13 protein-coding genes are annotated in these 17,005 nt (G+C 64.2%); 4 read left to right on the forward strand and 9 right to left on the reverse strand.

Going from position 1 to position 17,005, the window contains the following annotated elements; all coding sequences use genetic code 11:
* Position 1 precedes the first annotated feature (1 nt).
* Both OX459_RS09575 and wrbA read right to left on the reverse strand, forming a co-directional pair.
* Positions 2-412, reverse strand: a complete 411-nt coding sequence (locus OX459_RS09575) for a DUF2069 domain-containing protein (RefSeq protein WP_099667632.1) — start codon at positions 410-412, stop codon at positions 2-4.
* Positions 412-1,020 (reverse strand): NAD(P)H:quinone oxidoreductase, encoded by a 609-nt coding sequence (wrbA, locus tag OX459_RS09580; protein WP_099668485.1) that lies wholly within the window; start codon positions 1,018-1,020, stop codon positions 412-414. The genes OX459_RS09575 and wrbA overlap by 1 nt, the downstream gene beginning before the upstream one ends.
* A gap of 67 nt (positions 1,021-1,087) precedes the next feature.
* Here wrbA and OX459_RS09585 point away from each other — a divergent pair, with 67 nt between their 5' ends.
* On the forward strand, positions 1,088-2,464 hold the full coding sequence (locus OX459_RS09585) for a YihY family inner membrane protein (RefSeq protein WP_289904780.1): 1,377 nt from the start codon (positions 1,088-1,090) through the stop codon (positions 2,462-2,464).
* A 48-nt stretch (positions 2,465-2,512) separates the two neighbouring features.
* Here OX459_RS09585 and OX459_RS09590 read toward each other — a convergent pair whose 3' ends face one another.
* From OX459_RS09590 to OX459_RS09605, 4 genes are read right to left on the reverse strand one after another with little or no spacing between them, the layout of a single operon-like run.
* Positions 2,513-4,504, reverse strand: coding sequence for a WG repeat-containing protein (locus OX459_RS09590; protein WP_289904781.1), 1,992 nt, complete (start codon positions 4,502-4,504; stop codon positions 2,513-2,515).
* Between the two features lie 29 nt (positions 4,505-4,533).
* Positions 4,534-5,937 carry a PoNe immunity protein domain-containing protein gene (locus tag OX459_RS09595; protein ID WP_289904782.1) on the reverse strand — a complete coding sequence of 468 codons (1,404 nt, stop codon included), beginning with the start codon at positions 5,935-5,937 and terminating at the stop codon, positions 4,534-4,536.
* A gap of 39 nt (positions 5,938-5,976) precedes the next feature.
* The gene (locus tag OX459_RS09600; RefSeq protein ID WP_289904783.1) at positions 5,977-6,789 is read right to left on the reverse strand and encodes an alpha/beta hydrolase; all 813 of its coding nucleotides are present in this window, start codon (positions 6,787-6,789) and stop codon (positions 5,977-5,979) included.
* A gap of 1 nt (position 6,790) precedes the next feature.
* Positions 6,791-8,101 (reverse strand): O-acetylhomoserine aminocarboxypropyltransferase, encoded by a 1,311-nt coding sequence (locus OX459_RS09605; RefSeq protein WP_289904784.1) that lies wholly within the window; start codon positions 8,099-8,101, stop codon positions 6,791-6,793.
* 284 nt (positions 8,102-8,385) lie between these two features.
* Here OX459_RS09605 and OX459_RS09610 point away from each other — a divergent pair, with 284 nt between their 5' ends.
* Together OX459_RS09610 and OX459_RS09615 are read left to right on the forward strand one after the other, a co-directional pair.
* Complete coding sequence (locus OX459_RS09610) at positions 8,386-9,009, forward strand: 2OG-Fe(II) oxygenase (RefSeq protein WP_251348429.1); 624 nt, start codon at positions 8,386-8,388, stop codon at positions 9,007-9,009.
* A gap of 224 nt (positions 9,010-9,233) precedes the next feature.
* Entirely contained in the window at positions 9,234-9,680 is a 447-nt protein-coding gene (locus OX459_RS09615) for a CBS domain-containing protein (RefSeq protein ID WP_010398828.1), read from the forward strand.
* A 69-nt stretch (positions 9,681-9,749) separates the two neighbouring features.
* Here the strand turns inward: OX459_RS09615 and OX459_RS09620 are convergent, their stop codons facing one another.
* On the reverse strand, positions 9,750-12,011 hold the full coding sequence (locus OX459_RS09620) for an EAL domain-containing protein (RefSeq protein WP_289904785.1): 2,262 nt from the start codon (positions 12,009-12,011) through the stop codon (positions 9,750-9,752).
* A gap of 421 nt (positions 12,012-12,432) precedes the next feature.
* On the opposite strand from OX459_RS09620, the gene aroC reads away from it, so the two are divergent.
* Complete coding sequence (aroC, locus tag OX459_RS09625) at positions 12,433-13,527, forward strand: chorismate synthase (protein WP_289904786.1); 1,095 nt, start codon at positions 12,433-12,435, stop codon at positions 13,525-13,527.
* Positions 13,528-13,734: 207 nt separating this feature from the next.
* On the opposite strand, the gene OX459_RS09630 is transcribed toward aroC, so the two are convergent.
* Together OX459_RS09630 and OX459_RS09635 are read right to left on the reverse strand one after the other, a co-directional pair.
* Positions 13,735-15,231: an HDOD domain-containing protein gene (locus OX459_RS09630; protein ID WP_289904787.1), complete on the reverse strand. Its 1,497-nt coding sequence runs from the start codon at positions 15,229-15,231 to the stop codon at positions 13,735-13,737.
* Positions 15,228-16,967 carry an EAL domain-containing protein gene (locus OX459_RS09635; protein WP_099668486.1) on the reverse strand — a complete coding sequence of 580 codons (1,740 nt, stop codon included), beginning with the start codon at positions 16,965-16,967 and terminating at the stop codon, positions 15,228-15,230. Before OX459_RS09635 ends, OX459_RS09630 begins: the two co-directional genes overlap by 4 nt.
* Positions 16,968-17,005: the final 38 nt, after the last annotated feature.

Below are 17,005 nucleotides of genomic sequence, written 5' to 3' on the forward strand. Positions count from 1 at the left end.
TTCATTTCTTGATGCTCACTTTAGTCACTTTTTCCAGCAATTCCCTGGCCATGCGCTTGGCCGCCTTTTTATATGGGCGCAGATACAGCACGGCGCAGGCAAAATAGATGCAGACGATGGCCGCCTCGCCCCAGGCCATCCGGGCCGAGACGGGGTTCGTGTCGCTGTAGCCGCGCACCACGCCTTCCGTGAAATACAGCAGGATCACCATCGACGACCATTGCAGGGTGTAGACGTCGCGCTTGATGACGCCATACAGGGGTATGAGCAGGGGCGCCGCCTTCAGGACGACCCAGGAGCCGCCCGGCTGCAGCGGCGCGACGACGGTTTCCCACAGTACGCACCAGACGATCAGGGTGACGAGGCTGGCGATGGCGCCCCAGTGAAAATATTTGTGCAGTGCGCCGTGCATCACGCGCCCGCCAGTTTTGCGGCGTTTTCCGCCAGGCGCCGGCCCAGGGCGATGGCCAGGCGCTTTTCATCGTCGCTCAATGCCTTGTCGCCGTCTATGCCAGACCAGTGCGTGGCGCCATACGGCGAGCCGCCCGTGGACGTCGTCATCAGTTCCGGATGCGTGTAGGGCAAGCCCATGACCAGCATGCCGTGGTGGAAGAGGGGGATCATCATCGACAGCAGGGTCGATTCCTGGCCGCCGTGCAGGCTGCCCGTGGACGTGAACACGCAGGCGGGCTTGCCGGACAGGCTGCCGGCCAGCCAGTCGCTGGCCGTGCCGTCCCAGAAGTACTTCATGGCGGCGGCCATGTTGCCGAAGCGCGTGGGCGAACCCAGGGCCAGGCCCGCGCATTCCTGCAAGTCTTCCAGTTCCACGTAGGGCGCGCCGTCAAGGGGCACTTCCGGCGCCGTCGCTTCCGTCACCGTCGAGACGGCGGGCACGGTGCGCAGTCGGGCGTCGCAACCGGGCACGCTTTCCACTCCCTGGGCTATCAACTCGGCCAACTGGCGCGTGGCGCCATGGCGTGAATAAAACAATACGAGAATAATCAGATTGGTTGGCTTCATCATTGGTATTATAGGGCGCTTTACAGCCTGATACGACTGCTGTCATGGCGCCGTTCTGATTTTGCACATGTTTTCAAAATATATATTCCCGTTCTTCCAATACCTGTGGCGCGCCCTGAGCATCGGGTTGGCCGCCGTGCGCGGCCTGACCTGGTCCGAAACGCGCGACCTGCTGCAGTTCGCGCGCCGCCGCGTGCGCGAGGAAAGCCTGCCGCAGGTGGCCGGCAGCCTGACGTTCGCCACCGTGTTTGCGCTGGTGCCGCTGCTGACCCTGGCCCTGGCGATCTTCACCACTTTCCCGCTATTTAATACCTTCCGCCATGCGCTGGAAGATTATTTCGTGCAAAGCGTGATGCCCAAGGGCATATCGAACACCATCCTCGATTACTTGACCACGTTCGCCTCGAAGGCCACGCGATTGTCGGCCATCGGCGCGGGCGCCCTGATCGTCACGTCGGTGGGCATGATGGGTTTGATCGAGCGCGTCTTCAACCGCATCTGGCGCGTGCGCCAGGAACGCCGCTGGACCAAGCGTCTACTTGTCTACTGGGCCATCGTCACCCTGGGGCCGCTGCTGGTGGGCGTGTCGCTGACGGTGACGTCGCGCCTCTTCATGGCTACCAGCGGCGTGGTGGGCGCCGTGCCTTTCCTGGGCGCCGTGTTTTATACGCTGGTGTCGATCGGCCTGACCATGCTGGCGTTTACATTGCTGTACATTGCCGTGCCGAACCGCGACGTGGATTGGCGCGACGCGGCCTGGGGCGGCTTGCTGGCGGCGCTGGCGTTCGAGGTGGCCAAGCGGGGCTTCGGCGAATTCATCCAGGAATTCCCCACCTATTCGCGTATCTACGGCGCACTGGCCGCCTTGCCGCTGTTCCTCGTGTGGATTTACCTCAGCTGGATGATCACCCTCGTGGGCGCCTTGCTGGTGGCCGCCTTGCCCGTCGTGAAATACGAGCGCTGGTGGTACGAGGCGGCGCCGGGCAGCGAATTCGTCGACGCCGTCGCCATCTTGAAAGTGCTGCACCAGGCTTGCCACTGCGGCGATTCGGCCCTGGTGGGCGCCGCCGAGATCCGCCGCAGCACGCGCCTGGGCTTCGAGGAAATGGAAACCCTGCTCGACAAGATGGTGCAGCAGGGCTGGGTGGGACGAGTCAACGTGGAGGGCGCCGTGCGGGTGCAGTGGGGCAAGCGCGTGGCCGACAGTTCCGACCACTGGGTCTTGCTGGGCAATGTCAACCGCATCAGCCTGGCCGATGTCTACCGGCTGTTCGTCTTCGGCGGCATGCGCGTGAACTCCGGCTATCCGGCCGGTTCCACCAATGAACGCGATATCCAGGCCGCGGAAGAAGCGGCAGCCCTGGCGGCGCAGGTGGAAAACGCCGTGGAGCAGGGACTGGGCCTGACTTTGGCGCAGCATTTCGGCGCCGTCAAATGCAACTGAGCGGTCTTAACTGAGCGGTCTTAATTGAGCGGTCTTAACTGAGCGGTCTTAATACACCACGGGCCGCAAGGCCGCCAGCAGCGCCGCAGCCTTGAACGCGGCCGCATCCTGCGCCCGCACCACACCCAAATAATACGTGTCTTCGCCGCCGTGCATGTTGATCAGGCGCAGCTGATGCGGCGCCAGGTGGGCGGCGATGGCGGCCAGGCCCTCGGCCATCGCGTCGCCATCCTCTCGCTCCGCCCAGGAAAAATCGCGCAGCGCGGGCAGGCCGATATGCTGGACCAGGCGCGGCACTTCATCGACGGCTTTCCAGTCCAGGGTGGTGCCGTGGCCCAGCGTGTGGGCGGCCGTGGACCACAGCAGGAAGAAACAGGCCGCTGCGGGCGTGTCTCCTTCGTATTCTTCTTCCGGGTCGTCCTCCGCCAGCTCGTCGAGCGTGATGTCCACGCAGCGCGCGGCCAGATCCGCGTCGCCTTGCAAGAACAGGGCGGCCATGGCGTGCAACTGCGCGCGGTCGGCCTTTGCCAGGATTTGCGCGGGCGTAAAGCTGCGGCGCCTGACGGGCTTTTTCTTGCCCAGGCCCATGGCCTCGCTCAATTGGGCCGTGATGGCCGCCTTGAAGTTTTCCACGGTGTCGAACTGTTCCAGCAGCTGGCCCGTGAAATCCATGCTCCAGGCCATGCCATCCTTGACGACATATAAAAAGTCGCTTTGCACGGCGACGCCGCGCAGATGGTGGGCGGGCGGATACAAAGGCACAAACGCCTGCTTGCCGTCCAGTGTCAGCATGCACGCCAGGCCTTGCGCATCGATGGCGAAGATCAGGTTCTTGCGCAGCCTGGGCGGCGACGACGTCGTGGCGCAATCGATGGCTTCGTACCGGCAGGGCGCCAGCAGCTCGCCCTGGCTATCGACCAGGCCAAACAGGAAGCGGCCATCGATGCGCTGGCTGACGATGGCAATCTTTTTCTTGGTGCCGAAATCCTGCACGGAGCTGTAGGCGGGCGGCACCACGACCTTGCCCATCTTGTCGAGCACGCCGCAGACATTGCGTTCGTCATCATCGCCCGTCTGGCGCTCGATGTCGATATAGCCGTCTTCGCGCTCGCCAATGTTGTCGACCCTGTCGATGAGCAGCGTGCCGTCGGGCAGGCGCAGCAGGCGGCTTGCGCCGTCCGGTGCGATCTGCTGTACCAGGTGGGGGCTGATCACGTACAGGGCGCCGGGCGCGGGCACCAGCACCACCGTGCCGTTCAGGTCCATGACGCCTTGTGCGTCGGGCTTGTCCGCCGTGGCAAAGGTGATCCAGCCATCGTCCGCGTCGCTGGCGTCCAGGTGAACGAGGCCCGGCGACAGCGGCGCGATCCAGCGGCCGTACGGCGTGACGAGGCCCAGAATGTCCGGCTGCCCCGCCGCAGCCACCGCGTAGCACAGCGCGTCTTCCACCCATTCCCGCACTTCCAGGCCTTGCAGGAACGGCAGCGCGTTCGCATCCAGTTCCTCGACATCGGCCAGCTGCGCATCGGCCGTGGCCGACCAGTAGCCGGTGGCAGGCGATGCGGCGCCGGCGGCCAGCAGGGGCGCCAGCGCTTCCTTGTCGCCGCGCTGCAGGGCAGAGTGCAGGGCTTGCGCCTCGGCGCGCAGGGCTTCGAGCCCGGCCGCGTATTGCGGCGTGTCGATATCGTGCGGGATCAGCTGCACGCAATCGAGGATCAGCCACGCCTGGCCCCCCGCCAGCAGGGCGCTGATGCCGGCGCGCGCGACGATGGCGGCCGCGTCGCGCGGCCTGTCCATCAGGGCGGACAAGGCTTGCCAACTGGCCTGCGCCTGCGCCATCGGCGCGGCCAGCACGCAGGGGCAGTCCTCGCCATCGCCGTAGATGGGCCAGGCGACGGCTTGCGTGCCGGCGCCGATGAGCAGCTTGAACAGCATGGGGGTAGCGAGCCGCCATTCGGCCAGGCCCGTGATTGTATCGGTGTCGAAGCCGGCCTGGCCGGGCAGGAAGGCGGTGCTGAACAGGGCTGCGGTATTGATCATTGATATTTATCTAAAAGTGTACGGGGTATTCAGGGCGCTGGCGGCATGATCCAGTGCGCCAAGGCGCCGCGCTCCAGCCCCAGGCGTCGCGCCACGGCGGCCGCTTCGAAGGCCCACAGGCCGTAATAACCGCCCAGTCCCTGCGCGCGCAAATGGCCGTTGAACCAGTCTTCGCGCACCAGCGCGCCGTGCCAGCCGGCCAGGTAGTGTTGCAGGTGTTCCAGCTGCTGCATGCGGTCGTCCGCGTCGAGGCAGTCGTACAGGGCCGTATAGGGTTCGGCGAAATACCATTCGTCGATGGCGGGACGCTGCGGATCGATGGCGGACAGCAGCGCTTCGTACACGCCATCTTCGCCATCGAAGGCCGTTTGCAGGGCGGCGAGGCGCCTGGCCAGGTCGTGGCGGCCGAACAGCAGGGTCGCGCCCAGCAGCTGCAAGGTGCGCGCGTAATCCGTCAATTGTTCGAAATCAAAGGCGGGCAAGCCATCGTCAGCGTAGGCCGCGGCCAGGGCCGCGCGCGCCGTTTCGCAGGCGGCGACGGCCGCTTCCAGCGCCGTTTCCACGTCAGACAAGGGCAAGCCTGCCGTGTAGCGCAGCGAGAAGACCTGGTACGCCGTGCTGGCGGCCGCGCACGCCCAGTAGGCGTCGTCGCCGCCATCGACTTGCGCCTGCGCCTGCGCGCGGACATAGGCAGCCAGCAGGGCGTCGAGGTAGGCGAGGTTGCGGGCAAAATCGAACGCAGTGTCGTACGTCTCGGGCGGCGCCTGGCGCGGTGCATGGGGCCAGGGCGCGGACGAAGGTGGACAGGCATCGGCGCAATCGCGCTGGATGGCCCAGTCGGCGAAGACTTGCTGCAGATACTGCGCTGTCTCGTCGTCGTGCGCGATGGCGCCCGCGCCCACCAGGGTCGTGCCCAGCAGGGTGTAGCCGGGAAAGCGGCTGCTCTCGTAGGCGATGGTGGTCACGCTCTGGATGGCCTTGCCGTCGCTCAGGTCGCGCACGCGGAAGTACACGTCGTCCCAGCCGGCCAGCGGCGGCACCGGCTGGCCCGCCGCCACGGTGCTCCAGCTGCCGTCGGCCTGTTCTTCATAGGCGTCGAGCAGTTCGTCGAGGCCGCCGGGGCGGTCGATGCGGTTGTTGGCGTCGTATTGCAGGCCCAGTTCGGCCGCGAAAGCTGCCGCGTGGCGGCCTGCGAACACCAGGTACTGGGCATTCAGGGTGCCGACCAGCAGGTCGGATTCTTGTCCGGCGAAGCCGAGCGCCTGCGGCAGCCGGTACCAGTGGTGGCCCGGGATGCCGGCCATGGGACCGCCTTCGGCCGCCTGCGGGTTGGCGCAGCGCAGCTGCTCCAGCCATTCATAGCGTTCGCGCCGCGCCGCTTCCGTGCCGCTGCCGCGGCCTGTCAATTCGTCAAACAGGGTATTCAACAACATGGTGCATCTATCCTAAAAAAACACGTGCGTGGCGTGGCGTCATGCCGGCGTGCTTTGCGCAAACGCAAACAGCGCGTCGAGCACGGCGTCCGGTTGTTCGGCCATCAATTCGTGCCCGCTGTCGACCTGCACCACGGTGCCATGTGCGATGCTTGAAGTCAGCAAGCGGGTCGATTTGGGCGGCGTCATCATGTCGCGCGCGCCGAAAATGAATAAAGTGGGGCAGTGTACCGAAGCGGCGGCGATTTCGCCGTTCGCGTAGGCATTGCAGGCGAAAAAATCCGTGTGAAACACATGATCGGGGTTGAGGGCGGCGATGCGCTGTTTCAGGCGCCGCGCGCCGCCCATGGCGTAAAAGCCGGGACTGGGAAACGACGGCTTTTGCGCGATCGACGAGTGCGACCAGATATTGACCATGTCGATGGCCGCCTGTTCGTCCTTGAGTGACGTTTCCAGCAGCGCCGGCGAGACCTTCATCGGGTAGGTGGACCCCAGCATGGCCAGGTGGCTGATCCGCCCGGGCGCCAGGAATGCCGCTTCCAGCGCGATCAATGAACCCATGCTGTGACCGGCCAGCATGGCCTTTGCCGCGCCGGCCGCGTCCAGCACGGCCAGGATCCAGCGGGCCAGGTCGGCCACATTATCCTTGGCCTTGCCCCCGCTGCGGCCGTGTCCCGGCAAGTCGACGGCCAGTACGTTCCAGCCGTGGTGGGCAAAGTAGCGCGTTTGCAGGGCCCACACGGAATGGTCGTTCTGCGCGCCGTGGATGAAGACGGCCGTGGGTTGATTCGGGTCAAAAGCTTTGCCGCCCGTGTAGCAGTAGGCGGTGGTATTGTCGATGGTGAACAGCATCTCAGGCGCCTTTCTGCGACAGTTTCAGGCCACGGGCCAGGTCTTCGATCAAATCGTCCGCGTCTTCCAGCCCCACGGATAAACGCATGGTGCCCTGCGTGATGCCCGCCTGCGCCAGTTGATCGTCGGGCACGCGGAAATGCGTGGTGGAAGCGGGGTGGATGACGAGCGACTTGGCGTCGCCCACGTTGGCCAGGTGCGAAAAGATCTTCAGGCTGTCGACAAAGCGCTGGCCGGCCGCGCGGTCGCCGCGCAGGCGGAAGGTGAACACGCCGCCCGCGCCTTTCGGCAGCAGGGTTTTCGCCAGTTCGTAATCGGGATGCGACGGCAGCTCGGGGTAGGACACGGCATCCACGGCCGGATTGGCCAGCAGGAAGTCGATGATCTTGCGCGTGTTGGCCACGTGGCGGTCCATGCGCAAACCCAGGGTTTCGACGCCTTGCAGGATGGCGAAGGCATTGTGCGGGCTCATGACGGCGCCGAAATCGCGCAAGCCTTCGCGTCGCGCGCGCAGGGCGAACGGTGCCACCGTCGATTCCTCGGCGAAGACCATGCCGTGGAAGCCGTCATACGGTTCGCACAGTTCGGCGAAACGCCCCGTCTTGTCGTACGCCGCCTGCCAGTCGAAGGTGCCGCCATCGACGAGCAAGCCGCCGATGGCCGTGCCATGGCCGCACAGGAACTTGGTGGCCGAGTGGAAGACCAGGTCGGCGCCATGCTCGAAAGGGCGCAGCAGATACGGCGTGGTGAAGGTCGAATCGAGCATCAGCGGCAGGTGGTGCTCGTGCGCCAGGGCGGCAATCCGGGGGATGTCGAGCACGTCGAGGCCGGGATTGCCCAGGGTTTCGGCGAACAGTACCTTGGTATTCGGGCGGATGGCGGCGCGCCAGGCGTCCACGTCGCGCGGGTCGACGAATGTGGTGGCTATGCCGAAGCGTTTCAAGGTGTAGGCCAGCAGGTTCTGCGAGCCGCCGTACAGGGCGCGCGACGCGACGATGTGCGAGCCGGCGCCCGCGATGGTGCATAAACCCAGGTGCATGGCGGCCTGGCCGCTGGCCGTGGCGATGCCGGCCACGCCCCCTTCGAGGGCGGCGATGCGCTCTTCCAGCACGGCGTTGGTGGGGTTCGAGATGCGCGAGTACACGTGGCCGGCCCGCTCCATATTGAACAGCGAAGCCGCATGCTCCGAACTCTTGAAGGCAAACGAGGACGTGAAATGGATGGGCGTGGCGCGCGCGCCCGTGGCCGGGTCGGGCGCCGCGCCCGCATGCAGGGATAAAGTGTCGAAACCGGGGTATTTCGGGCCGCTCATGGTGTCTCCGCCAAGTTTTATAGTGGCAAGATCGTAACCTGATTTGCATCAGAGCAAAAGGGCTCGTGTGCAGGGCGCATGGCGCCGTGCTGGCGGGTGGCGTGTGTAACCTGCAGTGTAAAAAAAGTGACCGCTGCGGTGCGGCGGTGGTAGGATACCGGATCAGCGATATTCGGGCTGTTTGACCTGTGCGCGTGCGCCGCGCCGCAGGGAAGGCTGCTACGTGCCAGCGAAATCCTGGGCTTCAGGCGAACTCTCATCGCATGTCCACCAGGAAAGATTTTATGCCCGCAATATCGTTCGACGGCGCCCTTGCCGTACCCGGACCTTCTATCGTCGACGGCCTGTGCCACGCAGGCTGGCTCATGCAAGAGCATTTTATTTCCCCTGAACTGAGCCGCCAGCTGGCCGCCGAATGCGTGCAATCCATGCTCAGCGGCAAGATGAAGGGCGCCGGCGTGGGCAGCGGCCATGCGCCGCTGCTGCAGCCGGACATCCGCGGCGACCATATCGAATGGCTGGAAACGGGCAGGTCAAGCGCTTGCGACCGCTACCTGGAACACATGGAAGCGCTGCGCTGCATGCTCAACCGCGAGCTCTTCCTGGGGTTGGACGAGTACGAAAGCCACTTCGCCCTGTACGCGCCGGGCGCCTTTTACCGGGCCCATCTGGACCGTTTCCGCGACGACGACAAGCGCACCGTGTCCGTCGTGCTGTACCTCAACGATGACTGGCTGCCGGAGCACGGCGGCGCGCTGCGCCTGCACCCGCAGGGCGGCGAGCACGTCGATATCGCGCCGCAAGCGGGCCGTATGGCCATGTTCATGTCGGGCGAGATGCTGCACGAAGTGTTGCCGACGGCGCGCGAGCGCCTGTCGATAGCAGGGTGGTTCCGCCGTAGAGCATGAAAAAAACTACTGCGCGTCGCGGGGCACGGCCGGCGATGCTCACGGTACTCGCGTACCGCTGCGCTTCTCGGCCGTGCCGCGCATCCGCTCGCTACGTTTTTCTTGCCCGACAATCCCCGTCGATTTGATTGCGCGCAAGGCTGGATTTTTCCGCAGGCATAGGCTACAGTCGCAGTAAGGGCTAGAATAACTAAAATACCAATCACGCGGACAGGACGGCCAATATGAAAGTATCTGAAATTCTCCAAGTCAAGGGCAATATCCTCTACACGGTCACGCCTGACCAGCCCCTGCTTGATGCGGCCAATACCATGGCTGAAAAGGACATCGGTTCGCTGGTGGTCATGGAGTTTGGCGACCTGGTCGGCATGCTGACCTTCCGCGAAGTGTTGAACGCGCTGCATGAAAACGCGGGCCAGATCGGCGGCGGCACCGTGCGCAAGCACATGGACGACCACCCGATCACCGTTACGCCTGACACGGAAGTCAATGAAGTGCGCCGCATCATGCTGGAAAAGCATGCGCGCTACCTGCCCGTCATGAATGCCAAGACCTTGCTGGGCGTCATTTCTTTCTACGACGTAGCGCGCGCCGTGCTCGAAGCGCAAAGCTTTGAAAACCAGATGCTCAAGGCCTACATCCGCGACTGGCCGGCCGAAACCACCGACTAAGCCTCACTCATGCACTAAAAACAACGCCGGCAACTGCCGGCGTTTTGCATTGTCTATCCAGGGTGGCGTCTATGCGGCGCCCTGCAGCGCTTCATTGTTCAGCCAGCTGCCCAGCGCCGCGGCCGTCATGGGGCGGGCGAAGAGGAAACCTTGCGCCATGGGGCAGCCCAGCGCCTGCAGGATCTGCGCCTGGCGCTCGTCTTCCACGCCTTCCGCGATCACGGCCAGGCCCAGGTTGCGGCCCAGCTGGATGACCATTTCGGCGATGCTGCTGCCGCGCGCGGAACCCGTGATTTCCGTCACGAAGGCGCGGTCGATCTTCAGGCGATCCACTTGCAGGCGCTGCAAATAGGATAGGGAGGAGAAGCCCGTGCCGAAGTCGTCGATGGCGATGCTCACGCCCGTCTGCTTGATCTGCCACAACATCTTGATCAATAAATCGGGCTCTTCCATGGCCATCGATTCCGTGATTTCCAGCTCGATGAACTCGGGCGGCGCCTGCGTTTCTTCCAGCGCGGCGCGCAGCATTTCCAGGAACAGGGGATGGCGGAATTGCACTTGCGACACGTTGACGGACATGACGAAGTTGCGGTGGCCCTGCTCGCGCAACAGCACCAGTTCGCGGCATGCCGTGCGCAGCACCCATTCGCCCAGGTCGATGATGATGCCGGAATACTCGGCGATGGGAATAAAACGGTCGGGCGAGATGAACTTGCCGTCCGGCGTCTGCCAGCGCAGCAGCGCTTCGGCGCCCACCGGGCGGCGCGTGGTCAGGTCGATCTGCGGTTGATACACGACAAACAGCTGGCCCTGGCTGAAAGCCGTGCGCAGCGCGTGCATCATGCGCACCCGTTCGCGGATTTCGATGCCCATGCTGCGCGAGAAATAGAAATGCCCGGCGCGCTGCTGGCTTTTCGCCCGTTTCAGGGCGATATCGGCATCCTTCAGCGCATCGGCGCCCGTGCCCGCATGTTCGCCCAGGCGCACCAGGCCCAGGGTGGCGGACAATTGCACGTCCTGGCCATCGATGCTGAACGGCGCCTGGAACAGGGCCAGGATCTTGGTCGGATTGACTTGCGACGAGTCGCCCAGCACGCAAAAGATGTCGCCGCCCAGGCGCGCCACGGTCAGCTGCGGGCCCAGCTGGGTCTGCAGGCGTCCCGCCACGGCCACGAGCAGCATGTCGCCGAACTGGTGGCCCAGCGCGTCGTTGGTCTCGGCAAAATGGTCGAGGTCCACCAGCGACAGGGTGGCGTCGTCGCGCGCTGGACCGGCCAGGGTGGCGTCGAGGATTTCCACCAGGCGCGTGCGGTTGGGCAGCTTCGACAACTGGTCGTAGAAGGCGGCATTGTGCAGGTGCGACACCAGTTCGACGTTGTCCAGGCCCACGGCGACGTTGCTGCAGAATACTTCCAGCAGGCTTTCATCGATGGCCGAAAGGGGGCGCGGCAGCACCAGGTAGGCGGCCGCGTCACGGCTGGCCTTGCCCGCGAAGTACAGGGTGGCGTAGTCGTGCGCGTACACATTGCGCCGCTGCGCCAGCGTGTGCTCGACGGCAGCCATCACGCGGGGGTTTTGCAGGCCGCACAGGGCGCTGTGCGGCAAGCTGGAAAAGCTGCCCGTGCAGGCCGAGACGAGCAGTTCCCGCGAACCGTTGTCCTGCAAGTCCTGCACGCACAGCACGCCGTCGGCGCGGATGCCCAGCAGGTCGGCGATCTGCGCCAGTACGCCGGCCGAGAAGTTTTGCACGCCGTGCAGCGCCATCAGCTGCGTGCTGGCGTGGACGATGCGGTCCAGGCCGCGCCGGCTGCTGCTGATCGAACGGATCTGCTCGTACGAGCGGATGGCTGCCGTCACCGTGGTAAACAGCTTGATGCGCGTCAATTCGGACTTGGTCTTGTAGTCGTTGATGTCGAAATCGCGGATGGCGTCGATTTCCGGCGCATAGCCGGGCTGGCCCGTGCGCAGGATGATGCGCACGTCCGTCATCTTGAGGGTTTCGCGGATATAGCGCACCAGGTGCAGGCCCGCGTCATCCTGTTCCATCACCACGTCGAGCAGGATGACGGCGATGTCGTCTTCATGCTTGAGCAGTTCGCGCGCCTGGCCGGCCGAATACGCATGCACGAATTCCAGCGGGCGGTGCTGCATTTCCAGGTTGCCCAGGGCGAAAGTGGTGGTGGAGTGGACGTCTTCATCGTCATCGATGATCATCACCCGCCAGACGCTGCGCGGTGCGACGGCCAGCGGCGCCGCTGGTTGCTCATCGAGGAATACCAGGTCGTCGTGATCGTCCTTGTTGGCGTCAAGGGGGATGATCGGTGCGGGCATGTATAGCTTCTCCAGGATGACTCGATATTTTTACGAGCACGTCACAAAAAGCCCATGGCGTTGTTGCGTTGCCTCGCCGTACTTACGTACTGTCTTCGGCAACGCGCCTAGCCCTGGGCATTTTGTGACGTGCTCTCGGCGCAGCCCAAATGCGGTTTGGTAACCTGTATCGTGTAGCGCGCTTTGATCCAAGTATATAGCTATTTAATAAGCAAAATGTTTTTTTAAGTCTATTCTGTGGAGCAATATTTCTTGAATTGCATGATTGCAACTCATATTTGGTGTTTTTTATATGAAAAAAAACACGGTATTTGAAAATGGCGATTTTGGCGGGGCAATATCGGCCTTGCTGCGGCATTAGCGGCATGGCATGCCCCGCAGGCTGGTAGAATTGAGTTTTCCAGTCCTCACACTTCCTACTATGTCCGGCAATTCTTTTGGCAAGCTGTTTACTGTTACCACTTTCGGCGAATCGCATGGCCCGGCCATCGGCTGCGTGATCGATGGCTGTCCTCCGGGATTGATCCTGTCGGAAGCCGATATCCAGCCCGAGCTGGACCGCCGCAAGCCCGGCACGTCGCGCCATGTGACGCAGCGCCAGGAATCGGATACGGTGGAAATCCTCTCCGGCGTGTACCAGGGCGTGACGACGGGCACGCCGATTGCCCTGCTGATCCGCAATGAAGACCAGCGCAGCAAGGATTACGGCAATATCGCTGAAAGCTTCCGCCCCGGCCATGCCGACTATACCTACTGGCATAAATATGGCGTGCGCGATCCGCGCGGCGGCGGGCGCTCCTCGGCGCGCCTGACGGCGCCCGTCGTGGGCGCGGCGGCGATCGCCAAGAAATGGCTGCTGCAGCAGTACGGCACCACGTTCAAGGGCTGCATGAGCCAGCTGGGCGACATTGCCGTGCCGTTCCAGTCCTGGGAACACGTGCATGCGAACCCGTTCTTTGCCGCCAGCGGCGACGCGGACCTGATCGCGCGCATGGAAGACGCCATGGACCAGTTGCGCCGCGACGGCGATTCCATCGGCGCGCGCATCGACGTGATCGCGCAAAACGTGCCGGTGGGACTGGGCCAGCCCATCTACGACAAGCTCGACGCCGACATTGCCTACGCCATGATGGGCATCAATGCCGTCAAGGGCGTGGAAATCGGCGCCGGTTTCGATTCGGTGGCGCAAAAGGGTTCCGAGCACGGCGATGAACTGACGCCGGAAGGCTTTATCGGCAATAACGCGGGCGGCGTGCTCGGTGGTATTTCGACGGGGCAGGACATCAGCGTCTCGATCGCCATCAAGCCGACGTCGTCGATCCGCACGCCGCGCCGCTCGATCGACAAGGAGGGCAATCCCGTGATGGTGGAAACGTTCGGCCGCCACGACCCCTGCGTGGGCATCCGCGCCACGCCGATCGCCGAAGCCATGCTGGCGCTGGTGCTGATCGACCACGCCCTGATGCACCGCGCGCAGTGCGGCGATGTCAGCGTGAATACGCCGAAGTTGAAATAAGCTGAATGTTGTCGGATGACGGGCCTGCGGCCCTGATCCGACCTGCGACCTGGATGGTCGTTTTCTCGTTTAACAACGACACTTGCGACACCTGACAAAACCGTAGCGAGCGGAAGGGAGAGGTGGCTAAGAAGCGCAACCGTACTCTAGTACGGTGAGCATCGCAGGCCGCTTATGCCGACGCGCAGTAGGTTTGGTCAGGTGTTCTCATGCCACCTTATTCGCCACCAATTCCAATTGGTGGCGCATCTCCACCGACTGCACCAGCAACGCCCGGATATCGTTGATCAGGTTGAACTCCGTCTGGTTCAACTGGATCGGCGGGAAGCTGTCGTCCCAGTCGCCGTATAAAAATCCCGTGGGGTGGCCGTTGGCCGACAGGGGCAGCACGACGAAGCTGCGCGCTTCCGACAGCGTCGCTTTCCACCATTGCGGCAGCTTGGCGGCAAATTTCGGGTCGCGCGCGTTGTCGATGAAGATCACGCGGTCGCTGTTGAGAGCCGCGTGGAACACGTTCGGCTCATATGCGTCGCCAAACACCATCAGGTCCTGCAAGTCGGCCATGCCTTCGCCCATGCTGATGCGCGCCGAATATAGATGATCCCTGTGGTTGCGCACGAACGCCACCGAGCGCGAAAAATCGAAGCCCTGGTGCAGCGTTTCGAGCGCCATCGAGACCATCTGGCCTGGGCTGGCGCTGCCGATGGCGCCGCGCAGGTCGGCCAGGCCGCCGATCAGCACGCGGTTGCCTTCGGCGCGCATGCGCGTCGACGCCAGCTGGCGTGCGCGCCGTTCCGCCGGTTTCGACAGGGGCGCGATCGACAGGTCTGCCGCCGCCATCGCCTTGGCCTTGTCCACCGCCACCACCAGGTCGGTCGTGGTGATGCCCAGGGTGCCCGCATAATCGTCGATCAGTGCGTGCACCTGCGCCGCGCCGGCCGCGTCGTCATGCCACAGCGAGTCGGCGCAGCGCGCCGCCATCGTCGACAGGCCCGCCATCCAGTCGGCGCCGCTGACGGGCGCATTGTCCGGTGACGGATCCATCGGACGCATGCCGTTGATCAGGTGCTGCGGCAAGCCCCAGTGGGCGGCCGTGGCATAGCCCACTTCCGGCAGCGACAGGCCGAGGATTTCGCGCGCGGCGGCCGCCTCGTTGCCGGGACCCGCATGTGCCTGCATGCGCGCCCAGAAGTCCGTCATGTAGAACGTCACCATCATGCGGCCCAGGGTGTGCAGCATCGAGCAGACGACGGCTTGCTCCGCCTGCAGGCTGCCGGCGCTGGTGGCCACCTGCTGCGCCACCATCCCGGCCAGCACGGCCTTTTCCATTTCCACGTGGGCGCTGACGGAATCGGGCGAGGCCTGCGACAGTTCTTCGATCAGTTTCAGTCCCAGCGCCAGGTGGCCGATGGCGTCGATGCCCAGCACCAGCACGGCCTTCGAGACCGTGTTGACGCGCTGGCCGAAGGCGGAATACATGCCGCTGTTGGCCAGCCGCAGCACCTTGTGCGTGAGGACAGGGTCGGACAGCACCGTTTGCGTGATGTCGAATTCGTGGTCATCCTCGCCGCGCATGGCGCCGAGGATGGCGCTGATGGCCTTCGCGAAGCCGGGCATGTCGCCCTGCTGGCGCGTGCGCGCCCACAGCAGGTCCAGGGTGTTTTTGCCGAGCTGTGTCGGCGCCGTGAAATGACCTGGATTCATTGCACCCCTCCGCGCGGTTCATTGGCAGACGGCGCAGGCACCAGCGCCGCATAGGTTTTGTCGCTCAAGGCCGATAGCGCGGCGTGGGCCGGCATCGGTTTGCCCGTCAGGTAGCCTTGCACATACTGGCAGCCGCGCGATTCCATGAAGTGCATCTGCTCTTCGGTTTCCACGCCCTCGGCCACCACGGACAGGTTCAAATGCTTGGCCAGGTCGAGAATGGTGTTGCAGATGGCCGCATCCTTGCTCGATTCGGGCAAATCCTTGATGAAGGTGCGGTCGATCTTCAGCACGGAAATGGGGAAGCGCTTCAGATACGCGAGCGAAGAGTAGCCGGTGCCGAAATCGTCGATGGCGATGCGCGCGCGGCGCTCCGTCATCTTGACGAGGATGGTTTCCGCATGCACGGGGTCGATCATCAGGGTGCCTTCCGTAATTTCCAGCACCAGGTGTTCGCCGGACAGCCCCGAAAACGCGATGGCGTCGTCGAGGATATCGAGGAATTTGTCGTTGCGGAACTGGCGCGGGCTGATGTTGACGGAGATGTACAGCGGCCTTTTGGCCACTTCCTGGAACTGCTTGAGCTGTACGCAGGCCGCCTTCAGCGCCCAGGCGCCCAGCAGGTTGATCAGCCCATTGGCTTCGGCAATCGGAATGAAGCGCACGGGCGGCACCAGGCCCAGGGTCGGGTGCTTCCAGCGCATCAGGGTTTCGAAACCCTGGATCTGCCGCGTGTGCGCATCGACGATGGGCTGGTAAAAGAGTAAAAACTCGCCTTCGCGCACGGCGTGGAACATGGCCGCTTCCAGCGAAATATCGTGTTCCGACGGGCCGTTCAGGCGCGGGCTGTAGACCAGGCAGCGGGCCTTGCCCGTTTCCTTGGCGCGCGACATGGCCGCATCGGCCAGCGCCACCAGGCGCACTTCATCTTCCGCATGCAGCGGATAGATCGATACGCCGACCGAGGCGCCCACGTAGATCGTGTGGCCATCGACTTCGAACGGCGCCTGCAGGGTCGCCAGCAGGCGGCCCGTCACCAGCTTGATCTGCGCGTCCGTGGCGCTGCCGGGCAGTACGGCGACGAATTCATCGCCGCCCACGCGCGCCAGGGTGTCGCTGTCGCGCAGCGTCTTGCGCAGGCGCGCCGCGGCCAGGCGCAGCACGGCGTCGCCGACGGGGTGGCCCAGGCCATCGTTGACCTTTTTAAAGCCATCGAGGCCGATCGTGGCGACGGAAAACCCCTGGCCCGAACGGGCGGCTTGGGCGATCACCATGCGGATGCGGTCCGACAGCAGCAAGCGGTTCGGCAAGCCCGTGAGCGCATCGTGCGTGGCCATGTGGCGCAGCCGTTCTTCCGTATTGTGCTGGGCCGACGTGTCGCGCCCGACCACCAGCAATTCGGCCACGCCGGCCGCGTTCATATATGAGGACAGGCGCAGCTCGAACCAGATTTCCTGGTCCGGCGTCTGCAGCCGCACTTCCAGGCGGCCCGGTTCTTCCAGGGCGTCTTCCAGCGCGGCCTGCAGCGCCGCGCGCGACGCTTCGGCGGCCAGCGGCAGCAGCAAATGGCCGGACAGGCCCGCAGGTGCGCCAAACAGGGTGGCCGCGCGCTTGCTGGCGAACAGGATCAGGCCGTCCGTATCGAGCCGGAACACGACGTCGCCTGCCTCTTCCATGAGGTTGTCCAACTCGTGGCGAGCCTCGCGGTGGGCGGCGGATGGGGTACTGGAAAACATCGTGCTGGCTTTTACCTTTTTGTTATCAGTGCCGGCGC

The sequence above is a fragment of the Janthinobacterium sp. SUN026 genome, assembly GCF_030397625.1.
Classification (GTDB): Bacteria; Pseudomonadota; Gammaproteobacteria; order Burkholderiales; family Burkholderiaceae_D; genus Janthinobacterium; species Janthinobacterium kumbetense.